The sequence below is a fragment of the Streptococcus azizii genome (genome assembly GCF_001984715.1).
GTDB lineage: Bacteria > Bacillota > Bacilli > Lactobacillales > Streptococcaceae > Streptococcus > Streptococcus azizii.
Map to the genome: position 1 here is coordinate 15,862 of NZ_MSPR01000018.1, position 22,053 is coordinate 37,914.

Sequence of the window (22,053 nt, forward strand, 5' to 3'; positions counted from 1 at the left end):
ATGGATTGGCTCAAAAAAGTGTTGTGAGTTCCAATATGGTGTTTATAAAAAGAAAAGGAAAATAGTATGACAAAAAATGCATACGCTCAATCTGGCGTTGATGTGGAGGCGGGCTACGAGGTAGTCGAGCGAATAAAAAAACACGTGGCACGCACGGAACGTCTTGGCGTGATGGGAGCTTTAGGTGGTTTTGGAGGGATGTTTGATCTCTCGCAGCTAGATGTAAAGGAACCGGTCTTAATTTCTGGGACAGATGGAGTCGGAACCAAACTCATGCTAGCGATTCAGTACAATCAGCACGATACCATCGGGCAGGATTGTGTGGCCATGTGTGTCAATGATATTGTTGCAGCAGGTGCAGAACCTCTCTACTTCCTCGACTACATTGCGACCGGTAAAAATATCCCTGAAAAGCTAGAACAGGTGGTCAAAGGAGTCGCAGAAGGGTGTGTCGCAGCAGGTGCCGCTCTTATCGGTGGTGAAACGGCTGAAATGCCTGGTATGTATGGCGAAGAGGACTATGATTTAGCCGGTTTTGCAGTAGGTATTGCAGAGAAATCACAAATCATTGATGGTTCAAGAGTTTCAGAAGGGGATGTTCTCCTTGGTCTTGCTTCAAGCGGTATTCATTCAAATGGTTACTCTCTTGTCCGCCGTGTCTTTGCTGATTATACAGGTGAAGAAGTTCTTCCAGAACTTGAAGGAAGAAAATTGAAAGAAGTGCTTCTTGAGCCGACACGCATCTACGTTAAGGCTGTGCTTCCGTTGATTAAAGAGGGATTGGTCAATGGGATTGCTCACATCACAGGTGGTGGCTTTATTGAAAATGTTCCACGGATGTTCGCTGCTGATTTGGCTGCTGAAATCAAAGAAGATACCATCCCTGTTCTTCCTATTTTTAAGGTTCTTGAAACATATGGTAAGATTCAACACGAAGAAATGTTTGAAATCTTTAATATGGGGATTGGTTTGATGTTGGCAGTCAGTCCTGATAAGGTTGAGCGCGTGAAAGAACTGCTGGATGAACCCGTTTATGAGCTTGGTCAGATTGTCAAAAAAGTGGATGCGAGTGTGGTGATAAGGTAATGAAGAAAATTGCAGTGTTTGCAAGTGGTAATGGATCTAATTTTCAAGTGATTGCCGAGCAATTTTCTGTTGAATTTGTCTTTTCAGACCACCGGGATGCCTACGTTTTAAAACGTGCTGAAACACTTGGTGTGGCTGCTCATACTTTTGAACTCAAGGAATTTGATAATAAAGCAGCTTATGAAGAGGCTATTGTTGCGCTGCTGGATAAACATGAGATTGACTTAGTGGTTCTAGCTGGTTATATGAAAATCGTAGCGAATACTCTTTTATCTGCCTACGAAGGTAGAATCATTAACATTCACCCAGCCTACTTACCAGAGTTTCCTGGCGCCCATGGCATTGAGGATGCTTGGCGTGCAGGTGTACCAGAGAGTGGTGTGACCGTTCACTGGGTGGATAGTGGCATCGATACAGGACAGATTATCAAGCAGGTACGTGTGCCTCGTCTACCAGATGACACTCTTGAAAGCTTTGAAGCACGCATTCATGAAGCGGAGTATGCCCTTTATCCGGAGGTATTAGAGAGTTTGGGGGTGGTGAAAAGGGACTAACCTTTGCTACAATGAAACTATGAAACGATTAAAAGACTTAGAATTAGCAGAGTCTATTTTTGGAAACTGGGAAGAGACAATCATTTTGTCTTGTTTGCAAGGTGTTATGGGAGAGATTTGGGTAGATAATGATAGACAGCCCCAATCCGCTCTTGCAAAGCTTGGAAAAGAAGCTTCTTTTGGTTTCTTAGCAGGACGACCAAACATAGACTTGCTTGAATTGTGCCGGGGGCAGGACATTATTCTAGTTCCGCAAAATCAAGTGTGGGCAGATTTTATAGAAGACATCTATAAAGAAAAAGCACAAGGTTTTATACGTTATGCAACCGAGAAAAATACGATTTTTGATGAGAAATTGTTGAAAGCTATTGTTGATAATTTACCCAGCGACTTTGAGCTGCGGAGGATCGATCATAAGTTATATGACCTCTGTCTAGAGAAAGATTGGTCGCAGGATTTAGTTGCGAATTATGATAATATTACGCATTATCAAAAATTGGGCTTAGGAGTTGCAATTTTACATCAAGGACAATTAGTAGCAGGAGCTTCCTCCTATTCAACCTATCAAGGTGGTATTGAAATTGAGATTGATACTCATCCTGCCTATCGTAGACGAGGATTAGCTAAGATTGCTGGAGCAAAGCTGATACTAGAGTGTCTCGCGCGAGGGCTTTACCCAAGTTGGGATGCCCATACAAAGATTTCGCTTTATTTAGCTCAACAACTAGGTTACCAATTTGCATATGAATATATTGCTTATGTGATTGACTGGAAAAAGGAGAAATAAATGACTAAAAAACGTGCACTAATCAGTGTTTCTGACAAGACTGGTATTGTTGATTTTGCTAGTCAATTGAAAAACTTGGGTTGGGAGATTATCTCAACTGGCGGCACAAAGGTTGCGCTTGATCAGGCAGGAGTTGCTACGATCGCGATTGATGATGTGACAGGCTTCCCGGAAATGATGGATGGTCGTGTCAAGACCCTCCACCCCAACATTCATGGAGGACTCTTGGCTCGCCGTGATGTGGACAGCCACCTTCAAGCTGCAACAGATAATCATATCGAACTCATTGACCTTGTGGTGGTCAATCTTTATCCGTTTAAAGAAACGATCTTGAAACCAGATGTGACCTATGCTGAAGCGGTTGAAAACATTGACATCGGTGGTCCGTCCATGCTCCGCTCTGCAGCTAAAAACCATGCTAGCGTGACTGTGGTGGTTGACCCTGCGGATTATGCTGTCGTTTTAGAAGAATTGGCTAGCGCTGGTGAAACGAGCTATGCGACACGCCAAGTTTTGGCAGCAAAGGTCTTTCGTCACACAGCTGCTTACGATGCCTTGATTGCAGCATATTTTACAAAACAGGTTGGCGAGACAAAGCCCGAAAAATTAACGCTTACCTACGACCTTAAACAACCTATGCGTTATGGTGAAAATCCACAACAAGAGGCAGATTTCTACCAAAAAGCTATCCCGACAGCCTACTCCATTGCTTCTGCCAAGCAGCTTAATGGAAAAGAATTGTCTTTCAATAACATTCGCGATGCGGATGCAGCTATTCGTATCATTCGTGACTTCAAAGACCGTCCAACAGTTGTGGCGCTGAAGCATATGAATCCTTGCGGTATCGGACAAGCTGACGATATTGAGACGGCTTGGGACTATGCCTATGAAGCAGATCCGGTCTCCATCTTTGGTGGCATCGTTGTGCTGAATCGTGAAGTGGATGCGGCAACTGCTAAAAAAATGCACTCTATTTTCCTTGAAATCATCATTGCACCGAGTTACTCAGAAGAAGCACTTGCTATCTTAACAACCAAGAAGAAAAACTTGCGTATTCTTCAATTACCATTTGAAGCCCAAGAAGCAAGCGAAGCAGAAGCAGAGTACACGGGTGTCGTTGGAGGTTTATTGGTCCAAAATCAAGATGTCATTGTTGAAAATCCAAGTGACTGGACAGTTGTGACCAAGCGCCAACCGAGTGACCAAGAAAAGACCGCTCTTGAATTTGCTTGGAAAGCGATCAAATACGTTAAATCGAACGGTATCATCGTGACCAATGATCACATGACACTCGGTGTTGGACCAGGACAAACCAACCGCGTTGCTTCCGTAAAAATTGCTATTGAGCAGGCCAAAGATCGGTTAGATGGAGCGGTGCTTGCTAGCGATGCCTTCTTCCCCTTTGCTGACAACATTGAAGAAATTGCAGCAGCAGGAATCAAGGCCATTATTCAGCCAGGGGGGTCTGTCCGAGACCAAGAATCCATCGACATGGCAGACAAATACGGCCTCACCATGATTTTTACAGGTGTGAGACATTTTAGACATTAACGTTATCAGAGAAGCTAGGCTAGTCGCCTGGCTTTTTCTTTCTACTTTGATACTACAAATTGGGAGTATTTATTGTGTAAGCCCTGTGAATACTTATACTCTTTACCAATCAAAAGGATAGGTCGTCAAGGGTCTCGGTGAATTGAACACGGGCTACGAGCTGTGCAAAAAAGATAGTTTTTCCTAGAACTTGAGGTTCTTCGTCAAAATTCCTATTTTTGCTTTGCTCGCTTAACGCCCTTTGTATCTTATGTAACTGAGTTCGGACTAAAAATGTGAGAAAAAAGATAGGCAGCTGTTTCGGCTTTAGCCGATTACAGCTGAGAATCCCTTCAGGGGGTAGGCAGCTGTTTCAGTTTTAGCTGATTACAGCTGAGATTGCAACAGTTCGGTGAACTGTTGCAACTGGTCACCTAGAAACACGAAAGTGACCACAGAAGTTTGAGCCAAAAAGCAGAAAAGCTAGGAAATAGGCTGAAAACCTCCACTGGAGCTTTTCACTCGTCGTATTTCCTATTTTCGCTTTGAGTTTTTCACGGGCTTTGTATCTTCTCCTATTTCAACTACCTTCGTTTTCTAGTCTATTTTTGATTTTTATTGAGTATTAGCTGGTATCGTTCGGAAATGGAATAAAAAAGGGGGAATTTTATAGAAAGGATAGATAAAAACGAATGATTTTGGTACAATATCTTTATAAAATACGTTTTTAGAGGTATAGAGATGAAGCTCTTAGTTGTTGGGTCGGGCGGTCGTGAGCATGCTATTGCAAAGAAGTTGTTAGAATCAGTAGATGTTGAAAAGGTCTTTGTTGCTCCTGGAAATAGCGGGATGGTAGCAGATGGGATTGATTTGGTGAATATTGGGATTTCCGAACATTCTAGCTTAATCGCATTTGCGCAAGAAGAAGGAATTGATTGGACATTTGTTGGACCAGATGATGCCTTGGCGGCAGGTTTGGTTGATGATTTTGAGGCGGCGGGCTTACAGGCTTTTGGGCCTAGGAAAAATGCGGCAGAGCTAGAATGGTCCAAGGATTTTGCTAAATCTATTATGACCAAATATGGCGTACCTACAGCACGTTATGAGACTTTTTCTGATTTTGAGGCAGCAAAAGCCTATATTGAAGCTCAAGGAGCGCCGATTGTTGTTAAGGCGGATGGTCTAGCACTTGGAAAAGGTGTTGTGGTGGCTGAGACGGTAGAAGAAGCAACCGCTGCAGCTCACGACATGCTACTTGACAATAAATTTGGTGACAGCGGGGCGCGTGTGGTCATTGAAGAATTTTTGAGTGGTGAGGAGTTTTCTCTGTTTGCCTTTGTGAATGGTGAGAATTTCTACCTTATGCCAACAGCGCAGGATCACAAGCGGGCTTTTACAGGCGATAAAGGTCCCAATACGGGTGGTATGGGAGCTTATGCTCCAGTTCCTCACCTGTCAGCAGGTGTTGTTGACCAGTCCGTGGAAACGATTATAAAGCCAGTCTTAAAAGGTATGATTGCAGAAGGTCGTCCTTATCTCGGAGTGCTTTATGCAGGCTTGATAGTGACAGCAGAAGGCCCTAAGGTCATTGAGTTTAATGCTCGTTTTGGAGATCCTGAAACGCAGGTGATTCTGCCACGTCTGACATCTAATTTTGCAGAAAACATCACCGACTTGCTAGCAGGAAAAATCCCTGCATTTACATGGCTAGAAACAGGTGTGACCTTGGGAGTTGTAGTTGCCAGTGAAGGCTATCCCCTGGAATATGAGAAAGGGGTACGCTTGCCAGCAAAGACCAGCGGAGATATTGAAACCTATTATGCTGGTGCAATCTTCAATGCAGATCAGGAATTGGTCTCAAATGGGGGGCGTGTCTATATGCTCGTCACGACGCAAGAGACCGTTTCACAGGCACAAAAAGTTATTTATCAGCAACTAGATAGGCAAGATACAGCAGGGATGTTTTATCGGACAGATATTGGAAATAAGGCGAATCAATAAGGAGAAAATATGACACAGACACTTGTATCGCTCATTATGGGGTCCATTTCGGATTGGGCAACCATGAAGAAAACAGCGCAGATTTTGGATGAATTTGGTGTTGCCTATGAAAAGAAGGTGGTATCCGCCCATCGGACTCCAGACTTGATGTTTGAACATGCAGCAAAAGCTCGTGAACGAGGTATCAAGGTCATTATTGCGGGAGCAGGAGGAGCGGCGCACTTGCCGGGGATGGTGGCGGCTAAAACAACCCTGCCAGTCATTGGAGTACCCATCAAATCGCGAGCTTTGAACGGACTTGATTCACTTTACTCTATCGTGCAGATGCCTGGTGGAGTGCCTGTTATGACCATGGCGATTGGAGATAGTGGTGCGACCAATGCAGGTCTGTCTGCTGTTCGGATTTTGGCGCTTGAAAATCCAGCTTTGAATAGGAAATTGGTGGAGTTTGCGGAAAAGCAAGGGAAAATTGCGGAGGAGTCTAGCCATGACCTTATCTAAGACGATTGGGATTATCGGTGGTGGCCAGCTAGGTCAGATGATGGCGATTGCAGCTACTTACCGTGGGCATCGGGTGGTGACGCTCGATCCGGCGGCAGATTGTCCAGCCTCTCGAGTGAGTGAGGTTATCGTGGCAGATTATACAGATGTAGATGCCTTACGGACTTTGGCGGAACGCTGTGACGTCTTGACCTATGAGTTTGAAAATGTGAGTGCAGAGAGTCTTGATATGGTAGCGGATAAGGCACTTTTGCCCCAGGGGACGGAGCTTTTGCGGATTGCCCAAAATCGGATTGCCGAAAAAGATTTTTTAACCAAGGCAGGTGTAGCCTTAGCTCCCTATCGGGTGGTGACATCAAGTCTTGATTTAGCAGACTATGATTTTTTGACGACACGAGTGTTAAAAACTGCCACAGGTGGCTATGATGGTCACGGTCAGGTGGTCATACGTGATGTAGAAAGTCTGGCACAGGCAAAAGTGTTGGCAGACCAGACAGAGTGCGTCTTGGAAGACTTTGTCTCCTTTGATATGGAAATCTCCGTCTTGGTCTCAGGTAATGGCCGAGAGCTGACTGTTTTTCCTGTCCAAGAAAATATTCACCGCCACAACATTCTCTCTAAAACGATTGTTCCAGCTCGTATTCCAGAGGCATTAGCTGAAAAAGCGGTTCAAATGGCCAAAAAAATTGCCACAGACCTGCAACTTTTTGGTACACTATGTATAGAGATGTTTGTGGCAGGCGATCAAATTTTGGTCAATGAACTGGCACCTCGTCCCCATAATTCAGGGCATTATAGCATCGAAGCCTGCAATTTTTCCCAGTTTGATACCCATATTTTGGGGATTCTAGGGGAAACCTTGCCAGACATTCAGCTTATGCAACCTGCTGTCATGCTCAATGTTTTGGGGCAGGATATGGAGGCAGCCAGAGCCTTTGTCAACCAGCATCCACACGCCCATCTTCATCTCTATGGCAAAGCAGAAGCCAAGCACAACCGCAAGATGGGACATGTGACGGTCTTGGGGGAGGATGTAGAGAGTGTGGAGGAGTTTTAATGACAGAAAAACAACGAGTAGAATACCCAGATAAACAGGAAGCGTCTTACAGTATTACTGATGGGGTCGCACAGAAATTGGGCTATCAAAATAGTCAATCTTTAGTTGAGCAATACAATGGATTTGGTAGTTTTAATTTAAAGTCTTTTGTTGACTTTAATGACAGTTTCTTTGAGGAAAATGATGAGGTTACTGAGTTCGCTCAAAATTATAGAGATGAATTGGGAAGAGTAACAGGTGGAATAGCCTTGCTTTCTAAAAAAACAATTAGTAAGGAAGGGACTTCCGAAGGGAGCAATCAATATCCAAAGACAATTTTTGATACAGGTCATATATTAGGGCATATGTTGGTTGGTGGTGAAACTTTTGATTTTAATTCTAGTAAGAAAAAGAAAGAAAATATTTTCCCTCAAACGAGATGGTCAAATGGTGGCGATGGAAAATTTAAATCTTTTAAGATGAATTCAGACAAAGGAAATTCACAAGTAACTTATGAGAGACGTATATGGAATAAAATAAACAAAAAAGGCAATGAGGAACTTAAAATTTACTATCAAGTGGATTTAGTATATGAAGGTGATGAGGAAATTCCAAGGGGGGTTCACCTACAAGCTATTTCTAACAAGCCTATTGATCTTGGAAAAGGTAGAGAGTTTATTAACGTCTTTATTCCAAACGTTCGATATAAAACTTATTTAGACATTGACTATAGTAAAATAGATAATAACAAATTAGAGTTTGACCCTCGCTTAAGGTGAAATTATTGTTTTTGAGTTTTATCTATTATTAAAAATATGATGACTATAAGATTTTAATAATGTATTTAAAGGAGTAAAACATGCTAGAACGTTACACTCGCCCCGAAATGGGGGTAATTTGGACAGAGGAAAATAAATACAAGGCTTGGCTCGAGGTGGAAATCCTGGCGGATGAGGCCTGGGCTGAGCTGGGAGAAATTCCTAAGGAAGATGTGGTGAAAATCCGTGAAAAAGCAGGATTTGACATTGATCGCATTTTGGAGATTGAAGAGGAAACTCGTCATGATGTGGTGGCTTTTACCCGTGCGGTGTCTGAGACCTTAGGTGAGGAGCGCAAGTGGGTCCACTATGGGTTGACATCAACGGATGTGGTGGATACGGCCTATGGTTATCTCTACAAGCAGGCTAACGATATTATCCGTGAGGATTTACGTCGTTTTACGGATATTGTCGCAGACAAGGCGCGCGAACACAGGTATACGATTATGATGGGCCGTACCCACGGGGTGCATGCGGAGCCGACGACCTTTGGGCTGAAATTGGCGACTTGGTACAGCGAAATGAAGCGCAATATCGAGCGTTTCGAGCGGGCTGCTGAAGGGGTAGAAGCAGGGAAAATCTCAGGAGCGGTTGGAAATTTTGCTAATATCCCGCCTTTTGTAGAAAGCTATGTTTGTGAGAAACTAGGCATTCGTCCGCAGGAGATTTCAACGCAGGTCTTGCCTCGTGATCTTCATGCAGAATACTTTGCAGCGCTTGCGACCATTGCGACTTCTATCGAGCGGATGGCAACGGAAATCCGCGGTCTCCAAAAATCAGAACAACGGGAAGTGGAGGAATTTTTTGCGAAAGGTCAAAAGGGTAGTTCAGCTATGCCCCATAAGCGTAATCCAATCGGTTCTGAAAATATGACTGGGCTTGCGCGCGTGATTCGTGGCCACATGGTGACAGCCTTTGAGAATGTTGCCCTCTGGCATGAGCGGGATATTTCACACTCATCAGCAGAACGGATTATCACGCCGGATACGACTATCTTGATTGACTACATGCTCAACCGCTTTGGAAACATCGTGAAAAACCTGACCGTATTTCCGGAAAATATGAAGCGGAATATGGAATCAACCTTCGGCTTGATCTACAGTCAACGTGTCATGCTTTCCTTGATTGAAAAAGGGATGACACGCGAAGAAGCCTATGATTTGGTGCAACCAAAAACAGCCTATGCTTGGGACCATCATACGGCTTTCAAACCCTTACTTGAAGCGGATGAAAAGGTGACAGAGCGCCTCAGCCAAGCAGAAATTGACGAACTATTTGACCCGTCCTATTATGCTAAGCGAGTAGATGACATCTTTGAACGCGTAGGTTTATAGACAATGAAAAGGAGGGAAACCCTCCTTTTATGCTATATTTCTTCTGCTAGCAATCTGTAAAAATCAAATGCAAACATTGTAGAGCTTGGGAAGCTATCAAGTGCTTTCGTTTTAAAGTTGGGTGTACGAATCACTCGATACCGACAAAATAAGTAGCGAACGAAGTGAGCTTTTTAAAGCTAAGTCCGTCCTAGTGGTATCCTAGACAATTACTACGTTATTGACTGGAACGGGAGATGAGACTGGGAATCAAAACTGAGGGGTGAAACTCCAAGGGGCTTGCTCCCGCCTGCACAGCTTAAGGGAACTAGTAAAAGATACTAATACTCTTTAAAAATCAAAAGGGATAGATTTCCTCGTGTTCAACGAACACGTCATCAACCTCCTATTTTTCATTCGCTTTTTACACGTCCTTTGTATCTTGTGTAATTGAGTTCAGCCTAAAACCTCGGAAAAAAGATAGGTAGCTGTTTTGGCTTTAGCCAATTACAGCTGAGATTGCAACAGTTCGGTGAACTGTTGCAACTGGTCACCTAGAAACACGAAAGTGACCACAGAAGTTTGAGCCCAAAAGCAGAAAAGCTAGGAAATAGGCTGAAAACCTCCACTGGAGCTTTTCAGCCTATTTCCTATTTTCACTTTGAGTTTTTTACGGGCTTTGTATCTTCTCTTATTTTTTAACTACCTTCGTCTTCGATTATAAGGAAATTAGCGGTGCTAATCTCCTATCCCACCTTTCACAATTCAGCTAGTCTACTTTTGATTTTTATTGAGTATAAATGGAGACTATAAGACGTCGATTACTCTTTTGGTGACACTAGAAATTTTGCCACTGATGTCCCAAATTATTGCAGGTTTGACTGACGATAGGACCTTGGGGGAAGATACCATATTGTCTGCCTTCTCGTTTCTAGTCTACGGTGTGATAACTAAAAGGCTGTTGGTGATAATACTACTATTTCTAGTTTTTGAAGGAGAGGACTAGAGAGAATAATTTGCAAGCCGTTACAAATCAATGTATAATGGTTCTAACAAATATTGAGGCATGAGAAGCTAGTGCCTAGATGGTCTTTTGCAAGAATCTATATCAGGATTCTAGAAGGTATAAAGGGATATTGGACTACCAGCAAAACAGCCGATAAAGGTCAGTTTATGACGTAATATAGTCTATGCACTCTGCTAGTTGATTAGGATTATTTAAATCAATAATGTCAAGAAAACTAAGATGGTAGCGAAAGAATGTTGTATAATCTAGGTCATTGCTGATGAGAATGAGATTTCCTTTGGGATCTTTTGAACGAATTTGTTTGGCAGTATTTAGTCCGTTCCAATGTTTTTTGCGGGTATCATTGATGATGAAATAAGAATTGTGGGGTTCTATTTTTATAGTATCGTTATGTGATAAGTGTAGGTGCTGTTTTTTTGCTTGTAGGTGAGATTGGATTTGTTTTTGTATTGATTTAGGATAGAAGCGAGGTTGCACTAGATAAATCATACTTTCTTCCTTTCCAGCACTAGTGTATCATATGGTTTCATGTATTATTCGTTCTATAATAAATAGTTTGTTTTTTATAATGAATAGTTCAGTTTGACCGTTTATTATAAAGAAAGTTCCTTTTATTATATTTGTGCTTATTTTACAGCTTGTTTTTGGTAAGATGAGATGAATGGAATAAAAGGAGATAAGTATTATGGAGTATTTGTTTGTAAAAAAAAGTAAGGTGGAGGTGAAACTTCCACTTGATGAGATTTTATATATTACAACATCATCTGTCCCTCATTTATTACATGTGGTTACTCGCGATGATGTATACCAGACTTATAATCAGTTGCAGGTCTTGGAAAAACTATTGGCTATGAAGTTTCATCGTTGCCATCGTAAATATTTGGTGAATATTGATTCTATTGAAAGATTGAATAAGATGAGCAGGACTATCTCATTTTTTGAATCAGAGGTAGAGGATATTGGCTATTCTAGGCGAAAGCAAAAAGAATTGGAAACATTGTGGAAAAGTGTGTTGAGGTGAGTTACATGTTGAATATATTTGTCCTAGAAGATGAGTTTTTGCAGCAGGCTAGGATTGAACAAGCCATTCAGCGATATATGAAAGAGAACAAATTAAAGTACCGCAGTTTGGAGATTTATGGGAAACCTCAGCAGTTGCTCGATGACATAAAAGAAGTTGGGAATCATCAGTTATTCTTTTTAGATATTGACATTAAAGGTGCAGAAAAGAAAGGGATGGAGATTGCTCGTCAGATTCGCGAGAGGGACTCCAATGCCTTGATTGTCTTTGTGACGACTCATTCAGAGTTTATGCCATTGACCTATCGCTATCGAGTGTCTGCGCTAGATTTTATTGATAAAGGATTGTCGGACAATGAGTTTCAGATAGCCGTTTCAGATGTTTTAAAATACGCATTTGACAATGTCAGCCAGACTATCTCTGAACATTCCTTTGTATTTAAATCAGCCCATTCTCAGCTTCAAGTACCTTTCCATGATATTCTCTATTTTGAAACTTCTCCAACCGTTCATAAGGTTATCTTAATCACAAAAAATAGTCGGATGGAATTTTATGGAAAAGTGTCTGAGATTGCTAAGGCAGATAAGCGACTATATCAATGTCACCGGTCCTTTGTCGTAAATCCTGAAAATGTGATGAGTGTGGATAAAGCAAATAAACTAGTTCATTTTGAAGGTGATGAGACTTGCTTTGTATCCCGTCTGAAAATGAAAGGCTTGTTAGAAAAAGTAGCAGGGGGATGATGAGATGATAGGAGATGTTACGAATCTATTCTGCAGATTTTTAGTTACCCTTCTTGTTTTAAGACAAGTTAGTGGTTTAACATTATCTTTTTTTCAATTAACTTTACTGGCTGTTATTCCGACGATAACGTATACAGTTAATCCTATTGTAGGTTATCTCAGTTTTCCTGTTTATTTCATGTATTTGGATTACTATTTTGAATCCTCTAAGAACAAATTATTCTCTATTTTTTGTGGCATATATGCTTTGAGTGTCGAGGCTCTTTTTACTAGATTTATTTTATTTTATTTCATTCCTATATTTACTGGTACTGCTAGTGAATTTAATAAGAATATTTTTATTTTAATTGGTTTAGAGTTGCTGTTAGTGCCCTCCCATTATCTATTTGTTAAAGTGCTTAGAATTGATTATGGTAAACTAAAGAAAATAACAAATGGATTGAGAGCAAAATTATTGATTCCTTTTGTCATCGTCATGGGATTCTATTATATCATCATAGACATTTTGATTATTTTAGAATTACTAGAGATTTTCCCACAGGCATTGGTGGTCAGAAAACATTTAACTCTTCTTTTTTCTCTATTGTTTCTTATGCTCATGCTAAGAATCAACTATCGGATGACAGAAGAATTGGACAAAGAGGTGCGATCTTTAAAAGACCGACAGCTAGTTTCCTTAGCTAATTATAGTCAGCATGTCGAAGCCTTGTATCGTGAAATTCGGAGTTTCAGGCATGATTACACCAATATCCTTGTCAGTCTAAATGAATCGATTCGGCAAGGAGATATTCAGCAGATTCGTCAGGTGTATGATGCAGTCATAGCGGATTCAGATAAGAAGTTTTACGCTGGAAAGTATGATGTGGCGAGTCTAGCAAATGTGAAAGATGCTGCAGTTAAGAGTATTTTATCAGCCAAACTCATCGAGGCTCAGAAGCAGGGAATCAATATATCTGTAGAAGTGGAACACGAAATCTCCATCAAACAGATCGAGTTGTTGGATTTCATTACCATTTTGTCCATATTTTTGGATAATGCAATAGAGGCAGCTACATTAGCAACTAGGCCTGAGATTTTGGTCGCCTATTTTGAGGAGAAAAAACAAATCATTTTAGTAATCGAAAATTCAACGAAAGATGTCAAAATAAATACCAATAGAATCTTTGGCGATGGCTATTCCACTAAAGGAGAGGGTAGGGGTATTGGTCTGACCAATGTTAGTCAGATTATAAAACAATATTCTAATTTATCCCTGGTGACAAGTAGTAACGACTACAGATTTTCGCAGACTCTTAAGATAGACTCTAAAGAGTCGGATGAACGAGTAATTACATAACACGAAACGTACCCAAGAGTTCTTTATTCGTTTAAGAACTTTTGGACACGTTTTATAAATTTGCTATGAACAGTGTAATCTTTATTTAATTTTCATAAAATTTTTTAGCACACCCTTGATAACACTTAAGGGATTGCTATTCCCTCCAGATGTGTTGATTAGCTGATCAGAGGTTAGCTCTGGGAAGTGTTGAGTGGTTACTTTCTTTTTCATAGGGCCTCCTTAAATATAGTTTATCGGTGTATCCATTATACAAAAAATACAAGCATTTTCAACAACGTATAATAAACGGTTGTTTTGTAATGAATGAACAAGGTTCTACATATGGAACAGTTGTCCATTATTGATGTAAGAACTTGTCTTTGTAGTAGTCAAAGTAGGTCTTTTTTCCTGTAATCATGACGAGACGTCCTTCCAAACCGTAACGAAGAGTGTTGGCTTCTTTTTTAGTGACGGTCTTTTCTGCTTCAATCTTGAAGAAATTACCGTTCTCTGTCTTGGTTGCCTTGGTATCAATACTAGAAATGTTAGAAGTCATTGTCATTTGTTTGTTGGCATCATCTACCGTTGTAAAACGGATAGTATCACCTACTTTGATATTCGAGACATCTTTTGAAGAGATATAGCTGGTGATTTTTACCTTGCTGTTCTCTGCTAGAGTTGGGTAGAGTTGTGCTAGGAGTGTTCCCTCAGGAACGAGACTAGAGCTTTTCGTTTCCGGATTGAGGTGCAGGACGCCGTCTTCTAGAGCTAGAATTTCTCCTTTTTCTCGTAGTCCTGCCTGAATTTTGCTATTGTCTTCTAGTTCAAGGATTTTTTGATTAAGAGCAGTCATCTCTTGGGCAACCCTTGCTAAATGTTGGGCCTTGAGAGATTCCAGCTGGCTGTCTAGACTACTAGAGTAGGCCTGTTGGACGCCAGCACCTGCATATTGTAGACGATAGGTAGATAAGGCAGATTCTAGTTGACCAATGTGAGCATCTACCTGCGCCAGGTATTGACTTTTTAGGTGTTCATTCGTTGTATCCGTTACTTGAGCGTTATAAGTTTGATAGAGATTATAACCACTATTTGCTGGGTCTACGCTAGCTCCTGTTTGAATAGCTGATTTGACTATTTGATAATCTGTCATCTTGGCAATGGTTTCATCGATGATGTTACCTAATTCGGCTTGGGAGTTGCTTGCAGCTGCGTTTTGAGAAGCGATGGTGGCGTTTTGCTGCTCGATAGTTGCACGTAGGCTAGTTGTTTGATGGAGATAGTCTTGAAAGTTCTGTTCATAGCCAAATGTATCAGCTACGGGAAATTGACTGACTCCAGAGTCAAGACTGGCCTTGAGTAGTTCTAACTGCCCTTTTTGCTCTTTTAAAGTCTCTAGTTGAAGAGAAAGTGATGCTTGTTGTACCTGTTCTCCTTCAAGTTTGTATTTGACAAGGACCTCTCCCTTTTTGACAGTCTTGTTTTCTTCTAAGTAGTTCTCGATAATTGCATTATTGCTCGTTGATTGGATATTGGCTAAGATGCTTTCAGGTTCGATACTAGCTCCAGCAGAGATTGTCATCTCTTTCTTTGCAAAGAAAGCAAAGATTAGAAGAAAGAGTACTAATGCAAAGGCTGGTAGAATGACACGGCTTGAAAAGTTATGGTAGCGACGATTGTAAAATTCAGCACTTTCTAAAAATTGTTCGTTCATCAATTTCACCTATCTAACTATTGATTAAGTTGGCATAAAAGCCATTTTGTTCCAGAAGTTCTTGGTGGGTACCTTGTTCGATGATATGACCTTGATTGAGCACCACCACATGCTCTACTCGCTCGGCGATGGTCAAGCGGTGAGCGATAAAGATAAGTGTTTTATCCAATGCCATGAGGTTATCGACAATTCGTTTTTCAGTCAGAATGTCCAGGCTAGAGGTGGCCTCATCTAAAATCAATATTGGAGCGTCTGTCAAAAGTGCACGTGCTAAGGCGATGCGTTGCCGCTGACCGCCAGAAATTCCTGCCCCATCTGATGTTAATTCTGTCTGGTAATTGAGTGGCATGCGTTCAATATCTGCTCGAATCTCAGCCAGTTCAACTGCTCGAAGAATATCTTCCTGTGTAGTCCCCTCTTTAGCACCTAGGAGTAGATTGTCTAAAATCGTTCCATTGAAGACATAAGGTTGTTGAGGAAGATAGTTGATATGTTGCCGAAGAGCGTGCTTGTCAATCTGGTTGAGATTGATATTGTTGAGTGTAATTTCTCCTTTTGAAGGGTCGTAAAAATTGATAATCATCTTGGCCAAGGTTGTTTTTCCAGATCCAGAAATCCCGACAAAGGCCGTCTTGCTGCCGTTCTTGATGGATAAATTGATGTCGGACAAGACATCTTTCCCATAACCGTATTTATAACTAACGCCTCTAAAGTCAATATTTCCAGCTACCATGCTCAGGTCCTGTATAGTCTTTTTATCGGCGAATTCAGACTCTACTAAATACACCTCGTTTAAGCGGTTGTTTGCCACTTGGGCAGTTTGGAGTTTCGTTTGAAGATTGATAATATTTTCCAAGGGATTTGTGAAGTAGATGAGTAAGGTATTGTAAGTAATCAGCTGTCCCAAAGTCATTTTATTATCCATGACCAAGAGGGCTCCCATCCAGAGAATGGAGACATTTAAGAGGAGTTGAGCGACTTTTTTAAGAGCCTGTTGCTGGCTTTCTGCACGGCTATAAGTGAAGGATTTTTTGAGATAATCAACAAACTCCTTATCGATCTTTTGGTAGCGAAAACTCTCGCTAGTCAAAGATTTAATGGTTTCAATCCCGTTAATATCTTCGATAATCGAGGAAGAGAGTGTAGCATTAGCTTCCATTGTATCTCGATTCATCTTTTCAAAGGGTTTCATGAAGGCAAATATGATAACAGAGTAAATAGGCAAGGCTAAGAGACTAATAAAGAAGAGAAGGATATTTTGTGAAAAAAGAACAACGGAAATAATCAGCACAGTTGAAACATCCAAAAAGATGGATAAAATCGTACTTGCTAAGGCGTCGATGATACTGTTTGCATCTGTAAAACGTGAAACAATCTCTCCTGTTCTGCGTGTCGCAAAAAAAGACATGGGTAGATAGAAGATGTGCTTGATATAAGATAAGATTACATCAATAGATAAGCGTTGTCCCAAAATCAAGAGGAGGTAGTCCTGGGCATAGGCTAAAACCTGTTGCAGGATATAGACGATTACGAGCCCTAAAGAAATCATCCCTAATGTATTCTTCATTTGGTCCGGTACGTAGGTATCGATGATAGACTGAAGATAGTAGGAACCTATAATATTGATGATGGTAACTAGAAAAGTAGCGATAATGATATTGGAAATCAGCCCTTTTTGCTTAGTAAGAATAGGCAAAAAGGATAGTAGTCCGTTTTTTTTCTCCTTATGAGGTCTGTATTCAGGTGTTGGAGCCAAAAAGATGGTAACACCTGTCCATTCTTCTTCAAAGCGTTTTCGAGGGAGTTTGGTTATTTTTACAGAAGGGTCGGGGTCGGCAATATAAATCGAGTGATGATCCTGGCCGATCACAACATAATAATGGAGAAGTTTGCCTTCTTTGAGTACATGAGCGATAAAGGGATAGGTCAAATCATCGATATTAAAAAGGCTCATATCTGCTTTAATTGCACGCGTTTCAAAACCGAGTTCCTGAGCTACCTTGACTAAGCCAAAGGCAGTAGTCCCCTCCATAGTAGTCTTTGCCATTTCACGAAGACTAGCAAGAGAATAGTTAGATCCATAAAAACCAAAGATCATGGCAAGTGAGGCGACCCCACAATCTCTACTATCAACTTGAGGCCGATAGTGTCGTTTCCCAAACTTCATCAGATACTCCTTCTTGTAAATACATACTTCTATTATATTCTATAGTGTAATACTTGCGCATGCCCTTTTTTTTGAAATATAATCAATGGTCGATTTTTTATAATGAGTGGCGCTTCAATCGATTGTGTATGATGTAATGAAAAATGGATACTAAAAGTTGAACTAACTGTGGAGAGTGTGAGGTATGGGCAGTCATATTCAACGAACATAAAAAATAATCGATCTATCTCGTTTTATATATAACTAAATCTCACCCCTCTCAAGGGTACTTGTTGAATCACTCCTAAGGTTTAGTGATAACCTTTTTAAGTGTTCTAAAAGTCTTGTTTTTAAATTAGGAGGATGATACTTCAAAAAAGTAAAGTAGCTGAATGGTCATTTTATATCCTAAACGGTTAAAATAAGTCATTCATTACTAAAAAGTGACAATTCATTATCATTTGGTCAAAATTGATGTTGTAAGCGCTATACTTAATGTAGGAATAAAAACAACTTGATTTTAGAAAGGAGTTCCGATGAAAAAATGGAGAAACCGACTCAGGTGAAGCTGAGGAAAATGTCTAAAAATAACAAAGTATAAAAAAATAAAAGGAGAATGATGATGGCAGACGTGAATACAAACTATGTGGCACTTACAGACGAAGAGTTGATGAATATGGAAGGTGGAGCAATTTTAACCGCAACAGTTTTTGGAGTAGCTGCTTGGAAATTAGGAGTAGGAGTTATTGGAGCTTTTGGAGCGGGAGCAGGATTAGCTTATTATGCAAATCGACCTTAAGAGGTAAATTTATGAAAACAATTAACTATCTAGCAGTTATTGTAGCAGTAATTTCGATTTTAATACCAATTTTATATGTTTTAGATGATATAAATATTTTAAAGATTCAATTTCCGATACATCCAATGTATTTGTCCTTCATTTGTTTGGTGGTTATAGCTTTTTTAGAAATTTTAGAAAGGAATTATAATGGATAAGTATACTATATGGATAAGTATACTATTTTAAATAAAAATGAGTTATGTGATATTAATGGTGGAGTAGTTGCAGAAGCAGCTATCATAGCTTTGCTTGGTGGAGCATTTACAGCGGGCTATAAATTTGGTACAGATTTAGCGAATGGAGATAGGCGCCGACGTGGGAAATAATATGCTTGAAAATAAAGTACATACTATTCCAACAATATTATTTATATTGTGGAGTATGACATATATTTTTAATGATTTAGGCTTACTTCACCTTGATATGGGTATCATTCCGCTACCTGTTGTAATCATATTATATTTAGCCACAGTAACGTATAGTAAAAAATATGAATAAATCTATAAGCCCTTGTAATAAGGGCTTATAAGGTTGCTGCTATAAAAATATAGCAAGCAGACGGTAGAAATAGTTGTAGACTAGTATGTTGACAGGTCTAAAATAGGGAGGGAGTAATGGATTTATTAAAAAATTTTTCAAAGTATGTACCAGAAATTAGCATTTTTACCTTATCATTAGTCAATACTATCTGGTATGTTTTAGATGATTTAAAGGTGATAGAAGCACCTCATTGGGTTTCTTTAGATGTCAGTGTGATTTTGTTGTTTTTAATGCTAATGATTTTATTGTATAAAGATAGGAGAGCGAAAAACTGAATTCCTATCAATGATTAAATGAACAGATGATGAGAGAATAGTCAAGGCAGCTATTGAATGATATAGAAGTTAGAGCCATTTGGGGTGAAATTACTAGTGCTACAGGAATTGTAGGGAATCGGAGTATATAAAGAGATAAAATAAAGGGAGAGATGGTGGCTGGATTTTAAAAATGAACAAAGATGAACTTGCTAATCTAACTGGCGGAGTCATTTTGGGACTCTTGTCATGGTTTAAATTATTGCCTCCACCCAAAGGGAAAACTCCAAGTGGTTTGATTATCCTTTAAATCATTAAGAAAGCTCTGGAATGGGCTGTAGTCTAAGGCACAGTTATGGATATACGATTTGGACTGCTGTCTGAGCTGTGGTATAATAAAACCATGAACAGAATACTTGATACAGAACAACTAGGGGATGAGGAGTATGTAGAGCGTACCTTGCGTCCGCAGAGATTAAAGGAATACATTGGTCAGGATAAGGTCAAGGATCAGCTGAAAATCTTTATTGAGGCTGCTAAATTGCGGGATGAGGCCTTGGACCATGTCTTATTGTTTGGTCCGCCAGGCTTGGGGAAAACGACCATGGCTTTTGTGATTGCTAATGAACTTGGGGTTAATATCAAGCAGACCAGTGGGCCTGTGATTGAAAAGGCGGGGGACTTGGTAGCTCTTCTCAACGATTTGGAACCCGGAGATGTCCTTTTTATCGATGAAATTCACCGCATGCCTATGGCAGTTGAGGAGATTCTCTACAGTGCTATGGAGGATTTCTACATTGACATCATGATTGGAGCGGGAGAAGCTAGTCGGTCGGTACATTTGGACTTACCGCCTTTTACTTTGATTGGTGCGACAACTCGGGCAGGGATGTTGTCCAATCCTCTGCGCGCCCGTTTTGGGATTACCGGCCACATGGAGTACTATGCCCTGCCGGATTTGACAGAAATCGTTGAGCGAACAGCAGATATTTTTGACATGGACATTACCCATGAAGCGGCGATTGAGCTGGCACGACGTTCACGGGGGACTCCTCGTATTGCCAATCGCTTGTTAAAACGCGTGCGGGATTTTGCCCAAATCATGGGAGATGGCGTGATTGATGACACCATCACAGACAAGGCGCTGACCATGCTGGATGTGGATCGAGAAGGTTTAGATTATGTAGACCAGAAAATCCTTCGCACCATGATTGAGATGTACAATGGCGGTCCAGTTGGTTTGGGGACTTTGTCTGTGAATATCGCTGAAGAACGTGATACTGTCGAGGACATGTATGAGCCTTACTTGATTCAGCAAGGTTTTCTAATGCGCACACGGACAGGGCGCGTTGCGACAGCTAAGGCTTATAAGCACTTAGGCTATCCCTATACGGAAACATCCTAGCAGGGCTGTTTGCTATGCTCTTTGGGATTGGTTAAAGCAAGGAGCCTTATTAGGCATACGAATGGAGATAAGATGAAACCGACATTTATTTGGGATTTAGATGGGACACTTTTGGATTCTTATGAGGCGATTTTGGCGGGAATCCAAGAAACGTATGATCGCTTCAAGCTACCCTTTCATCGTGAAAAGATAAAAAGCTATATTCTCAAGCACTCTGTTAAGGATTTGCTGGTGCGGGATGCCAAAAAGTATGGCTTAGATAGTGACGAACTCAATCGTGTACGAGCTACTTCTTTGAAGGAGAAGAATACTCAGATTTCTTTGATGAAGGGGGCGCATGAGGTATTAGACTGGACCAAGGAGCAGGGGATTCAAAACTTTGTCTATACCCATAAGAGCGATCATGCTTTCCAAGTTTTGGCTGATCTAAAGATCGATTCCTATTTTACAGAAATCTTGACCAGTGACTCAGGCTTTGCACGAAAACCCCATCCAGAAGCTCTGCTGTTTCTTATCAAAAAGTATGGGCTAAACAAGGCAGAGACCTACTATATCGGCGATAGAATGTTGGATGTGGAAACGGCCATAAGGTCGGGAATCCCTAGCCTCAATCTGCACATCGATGGGGTAGACAATAATCGGAAGATAGCGGATTTGCGGGAAATAAAAACATTATTTGAGAGTTAAGAAAAGATTAAGCTATTCGCTGTATACTATATTTATTCTTTTTCATATAATCTCCTTAGAAACCCCAGCCGATGAGCTGGGGTTTCTGCTATAGTCAGTCCTATCGTTTAATCTTGTTTGAAAGATACGGGCTGAACATCTCCGCCGGAGCATTTTCTCATGCAATATTGTAAAAAAGACGACCTCCAAGTGGATTTCGCCTTTTGTCATGCCCGTATGATTAGTTTAGGTGAATCATCGCTTTTTCAGTTCCCCAGAATCCTGTTTGGACTTGAAGCTGGAGATTTGGGTCATTGGCTGTTTCGGGACTGACATCAAAGACCACTTTTCCAGTTGCAGTATTTTCTGGATTGAGTTCGGAGTAAAGAAGGTTAGCGCCGCTATCGTCTTTTACATGGATTCCTGCACCTGAGTCTGCTTCGTATTCGACATCGCCCTTCACAAGTTTAAAAAATTTGTCGGAGAGGGAGATAACTTTTTTTCCATTGTTTTTGACTGTAATGCTAACGATGACATATTGCCCATTGGCATCTTCACCGAAATACTCGTTGCCGACACGATTGGCCAATTCTTTAGAATGGACAACATATTCAACGTCTCCAATAAGTGAACTGCTCCCTGTCAAGTGGACAGTGAAATAATAAAAGATTAAGCAACGGCCTTGTTCCTCATTTCAAGAGGGGCAAGGCCGTTGTTGCGCTCTTGAAAACGTTCATGATTGTAAAAATGAATAT

Annotated in this window: 23 protein-coding genes; 18 read left to right on the forward strand and 5 right to left on the reverse strand. The window is 40.8% G+C overall.

Annotated features, from left to right (window positions below):
- The first annotated feature begins 66 nt into the window (after positions 1-66).
- The 9 genes from purM to purB all read left to right on the forward strand — a co-directional run bounded on the left by purM (position 67) and on the right by purB (position 9,647).
- Positions 67-1,086: a phosphoribosylformylglycinamidine cyclo-ligase gene (purM, locus tag BVE84_RS08550; protein ID WP_076996607.1), complete on the forward strand. Its 1,020-nt coding sequence runs from the start codon at positions 67-69 to the stop codon at positions 1,084-1,086.
- Positions 1,086-1,640, forward strand: coding sequence for a phosphoribosylglycinamide formyltransferase (purN, locus tag BVE84_RS08555; RefSeq protein ID WP_076996608.1), 555 nt, complete (start codon positions 1,086-1,088; stop codon positions 1,638-1,640). Before purM ends, purN begins: the two co-directional genes overlap by 1 nt.
- Positions 1,641-1,659: 19 nt before the next feature.
- Positions 1,660-2,427 (forward strand): GNAT family N-acetyltransferase, encoded by a 768-nt coding sequence (locus BVE84_RS08560; protein WP_076996609.1) that lies wholly within the window; start codon positions 1,660-1,662, stop codon positions 2,425-2,427.
- Positions 2,428-3,978, forward strand: a complete 1,551-nt coding sequence (gene purH, locus BVE84_RS08565; RefSeq protein WP_076996610.1) for a bifunctional phosphoribosylaminoimidazolecarboxamide formyltransferase/IMP cyclohydrolase — start codon at positions 2,428-2,430, stop codon at positions 3,976-3,978.
- A 720-nt stretch (positions 3,979-4,698) separates the two neighbouring features.
- Positions 4,699-5,958: a phosphoribosylamine--glycine ligase gene (gene purD, locus BVE84_RS08570; protein WP_076996611.1), complete on the forward strand. Its 1,260-nt coding sequence runs from the start codon at positions 4,699-4,701 to the stop codon at positions 5,956-5,958.
- A 9-nt stretch (positions 5,959-5,967) separates the two neighbouring features.
- On the forward strand, positions 5,968-6,459 hold the full coding sequence (purE, locus tag BVE84_RS08575; protein ID WP_076996612.1) for a 5-(carboxyamino)imidazole ribonucleotide mutase: 492 nt from the start codon (positions 5,968-5,970) through the stop codon (positions 6,457-6,459).
- Positions 6,446-7,516: a 5-(carboxyamino)imidazole ribonucleotide synthase gene (gene purK, locus BVE84_RS08580; RefSeq protein WP_076996613.1), complete on the forward strand. Its 1,071-nt coding sequence runs from the start codon at positions 6,446-6,448 to the stop codon at positions 7,514-7,516. Before purE ends, purK begins: the two co-directional genes overlap by 14 nt.
- Positions 7,516-8,274, forward strand: coding sequence for a DNA/RNA non-specific endonuclease (locus tag BVE84_RS08585; protein WP_076996614.1), 759 nt, complete (start codon positions 7,516-7,518; stop codon positions 8,272-8,274). The genes purK and BVE84_RS08585 overlap by 1 nt, the downstream gene beginning before the upstream one ends.
- Positions 8,275-8,354: 80 nt before the next feature.
- Positions 8,355-9,647, forward strand: coding sequence for an adenylosuccinate lyase (gene purB, locus BVE84_RS08590; protein ID WP_076996615.1), 1,293 nt, complete (start codon positions 8,355-8,357; stop codon positions 9,645-9,647).
- 1,150 nt (positions 9,648-10,797) lie between these two features.
- On the opposite strand, the gene BVE84_RS08595 is transcribed toward purB, so the two are convergent.
- Positions 10,798-11,142 carry a response regulator gene (locus BVE84_RS08595; RefSeq protein ID WP_076996616.1) on the reverse strand — a complete coding sequence of 115 codons (345 nt, stop codon included), beginning with the start codon at positions 11,140-11,142 and terminating at the stop codon, positions 10,798-10,800.
- A 196-nt stretch (positions 11,143-11,338) separates the two neighbouring features.
- Between BVE84_RS08595 and BVE84_RS08600 the strand changes: the two genes are divergently transcribed.
- The 3 genes from BVE84_RS08600 to BVE84_RS08610 are packed head-to-tail and all read left to right on the forward strand — an operon-like array spanning position 11,339 to position 13,753.
- On the forward strand, positions 11,339-11,674 hold the full coding sequence (locus BVE84_RS08600) for a LytR/AlgR family response regulator transcription factor (RefSeq protein ID WP_076996617.1): 336 nt from the start codon (positions 11,339-11,341) through the stop codon (positions 11,672-11,674).
- A 5-nt stretch (positions 11,675-11,679) separates the two neighbouring features.
- Positions 11,680-12,417, forward strand: coding sequence for a response regulator transcription factor (locus BVE84_RS08605; RefSeq protein ID WP_076996618.1), 738 nt, complete (start codon positions 11,680-11,682; stop codon positions 12,415-12,417).
- Between the two features lie 4 nt (positions 12,418-12,421).
- The gene (locus tag BVE84_RS08610) at positions 12,422-13,753 is read left to right on the forward strand and encodes a sensor histidine kinase (protein ID WP_076996619.1); all 1,332 of its coding nucleotides are present in this window, start codon (positions 12,422-12,424) and stop codon (positions 13,751-13,753) included.
- Positions 13,754-13,834: 81 nt separating this feature from the next.
- Here BVE84_RS08610 and BVE84_RS11275 read toward each other — a convergent pair whose 3' ends face one another.
- The 3 genes from BVE84_RS11275 to comA all read right to left on the reverse strand — a co-directional run bounded on the left by BVE84_RS11275 (position 13,835) and on the right by comA (position 17,613).
- Positions 13,835-13,966 carry a hypothetical protein gene (locus BVE84_RS11275; RefSeq protein WP_256765668.1) on the reverse strand — a complete coding sequence of 44 codons (132 nt, stop codon included), beginning with the start codon at positions 13,964-13,966 and terminating at the stop codon, positions 13,835-13,837.
- Between the two features lie 127 nt (positions 13,967-14,093).
- Complete coding sequence (locus BVE84_RS08615) at positions 14,094-15,446, reverse strand: bacteriocin secretion accessory protein (protein ID WP_076996620.1); 1,353 nt, start codon at positions 15,444-15,446, stop codon at positions 14,094-14,096.
- Positions 15,447-15,459: 13 nt separating this feature from the next.
- A complete protein-coding gene (gene comA, locus BVE84_RS08620) occupies positions 15,460-17,613 on the reverse strand; it encodes a peptide cleavage/export ABC transporter ComA (protein WP_076996621.1) in 2,154 nt (717 codons plus the stop codon).
- 595 nt (positions 17,614-18,208) lie between these two features.
- On the opposite strand from comA, the gene BVE84_RS10510 reads away from it, so the two are divergent.
- The 6 genes from BVE84_RS10510 (at position 18,209) to BVE84_RS08650 (ending at position 21,319) form a co-directional block, all read left to right on the forward strand.
- The gene (locus BVE84_RS10510; RefSeq protein WP_083708330.1) at positions 18,209-18,391 is read left to right on the forward strand and encodes a class IIb bacteriocin, lactobin A/cerein 7B family; all 183 of its coding nucleotides are present in this window, start codon (positions 18,209-18,211) and stop codon (positions 18,389-18,391) included.
- 11 nt (positions 18,392-18,402) lie between these two features.
- On the forward strand, positions 18,403-18,588 hold the full coding sequence (locus tag BVE84_RS08630; RefSeq protein ID WP_076996622.1) for a hypothetical protein: 186 nt from the start codon (positions 18,403-18,405) through the stop codon (positions 18,586-18,588).
- A 9-nt stretch (positions 18,589-18,597) separates the two neighbouring features.
- Entirely contained in the window at positions 18,598-18,759 is a 162-nt protein-coding gene (locus BVE84_RS10515; protein WP_083708328.1) for a class IIb bacteriocin, lactobin A/cerein 7B family, read from the forward strand.
- Between the two features lie 288 nt (positions 18,760-19,047).
- Positions 19,048-19,248, forward strand: a complete 201-nt coding sequence (locus BVE84_RS08640) for a hypothetical protein (protein WP_076996623.1) — start codon at positions 19,048-19,050, stop codon at positions 19,246-19,248.
- 382 nt (positions 19,249-19,630) lie between these two features.
- On the forward strand, positions 19,631-20,632 hold the full coding sequence (gene ruvB / locus BVE84_RS08645; protein WP_076996626.1) for a Holliday junction branch migration DNA helicase RuvB: 1,002 nt from the start codon (positions 19,631-19,633) through the stop codon (positions 20,630-20,632).
- 72 nt (positions 20,633-20,704) lie between these two features.
- Positions 20,705-21,319 (forward strand): HAD-IA family hydrolase, encoded by a 615-nt coding sequence (locus tag BVE84_RS08650; protein WP_076996624.1) that lies wholly within the window; start codon positions 20,705-20,707, stop codon positions 21,317-21,319.
- A 220-nt stretch (positions 21,320-21,539) separates the two neighbouring features.
- Here the strand turns inward: BVE84_RS08650 and BVE84_RS08655 are convergent, their stop codons facing one another.
- A complete protein-coding gene (locus BVE84_RS08655; RefSeq protein WP_076996625.1) occupies positions 21,540-21,944 on the reverse strand; it encodes a DUF4352 domain-containing protein in 405 nt (134 codons plus the stop codon).
- Between the last annotated feature and the right edge of the window lie 109 nt (positions 21,945-22,053).

Bases quoted from the DNA above. Each gene is read 5' to 3' on its own strand.
- purE (WP_076996612.1), top strand. From the start codon at position 5,968: ATGACACAGACACTTGTATCGCTCATTATGGGGTCCATTTCGGATTGG.
- BVE84_RS10510 (WP_083708330.1), top strand. From the start codon at position 18,209: ATGATGATGGCAGACGTGAATACAAACTATGTGGCACTTACAGACGAA.
- BVE84_RS08640 (WP_076996623.1), top strand. From the start codon at position 19,048: ATGGATTTATTAAAAAATTTTTCAAAGTATGTACCAGAAATTAGCATT.
- purH (WP_076996610.1), top strand. From the start codon at position 2,428: ATGACTAAAAAACGTGCACTAATCAGTGTTTCTGACAAGACTGGTATT.
- BVE84_RS08615 (WP_076996620.1), bottom strand. From the start codon at position 15,446: ATGAACGAACAATTTTTAGAAAGTGCTGAATTTTACAATCGTCGCTAC.
- purD (WP_076996611.1), top strand. From the start codon at position 4,699: ATGAAGCTCTTAGTTGTTGGGTCGGGCGGTCGTGAGCATGCTATTGCA.
- BVE84_RS10515 (WP_083708328.1), top strand. From the start codon at position 18,598: ATGGATAAGTATACTATTTTAAATAAAAATGAGTTATGTGATATTAAT.
- BVE84_RS08605 (WP_076996618.1), top strand. From the start codon at position 11,680: ATGTTGAATATATTTGTCCTAGAAGATGAGTTTTTGCAGCAGGCTAGG.
- BVE84_RS08650 (WP_076996624.1), top strand. From the start codon at position 20,705: ATGAAACCGACATTTATTTGGGATTTAGATGGGACACTTTTGGATTCT.
- BVE84_RS08610 (WP_076996619.1), top strand. From the start codon at position 12,422: ATGATAGGAGATGTTACGAATCTATTCTGCAGATTTTTAGTTACCCTT.
- BVE84_RS08560 (WP_076996609.1), top strand. From the start codon at position 1,660: ATGAAACGATTAAAAGACTTAGAATTAGCAGAGTCTATTTTTGGAAAC.
- purK (WP_076996613.1), top strand. From the start codon at position 6,446: ATGACCTTATCTAAGACGATTGGGATTATCGGTGGTGGCCAGCTAGGT.
- purB (WP_076996615.1), top strand. From the start codon at position 8,355: ATGCTAGAACGTTACACTCGCCCCGAAATGGGGGTAATTTGGACAGAG.
- BVE84_RS08595 (WP_076996616.1), bottom strand. From the start codon at position 11,142: ATGATTTATCTAGTGCAACCTCGCTTCTATCCTAAATCAATACAAAAA.
- purN (WP_076996608.1), top strand. From the start codon at position 1,086: ATGAAGAAAATTGCAGTGTTTGCAAGTGGTAATGGATCTAATTTTCAA.
- BVE84_RS08630 (WP_076996622.1), top strand. From the start codon at position 18,403: ATGAAAACAATTAACTATCTAGCAGTTATTGTAGCAGTAATTTCGATT.
- ruvB (WP_076996626.1), top strand. From the start codon at position 19,631: ATGAACAGAATACTTGATACAGAACAACTAGGGGATGAGGAGTATGTA.
- BVE84_RS11275 (WP_256765668.1), bottom strand. From the start codon at position 13,966: ATGAAAAAGAAAGTAACCACTCAACACTTCCCAGAGCTAACCTCTGAT.
- comA (WP_076996621.1), bottom strand. From the start codon at position 17,613: ATGAAGTTTGGGAAACGACACTATCGGCCTCAAGTTGATAGTAGAGAT.
- purM (WP_076996607.1), top strand. From the start codon at position 67: ATGACAAAAAATGCATACGCTCAATCTGGCGTTGATGTGGAGGCGGGC.
- BVE84_RS08585 (WP_076996614.1), top strand. From the start codon at position 7,516: ATGACAGAAAAACAACGAGTAGAATACCCAGATAAACAGGAAGCGTCT.
- BVE84_RS08600 (WP_076996617.1), top strand. From the start codon at position 11,339: ATGGAGTATTTGTTTGTAAAAAAAAGTAAGGTGGAGGTGAAACTTCCA.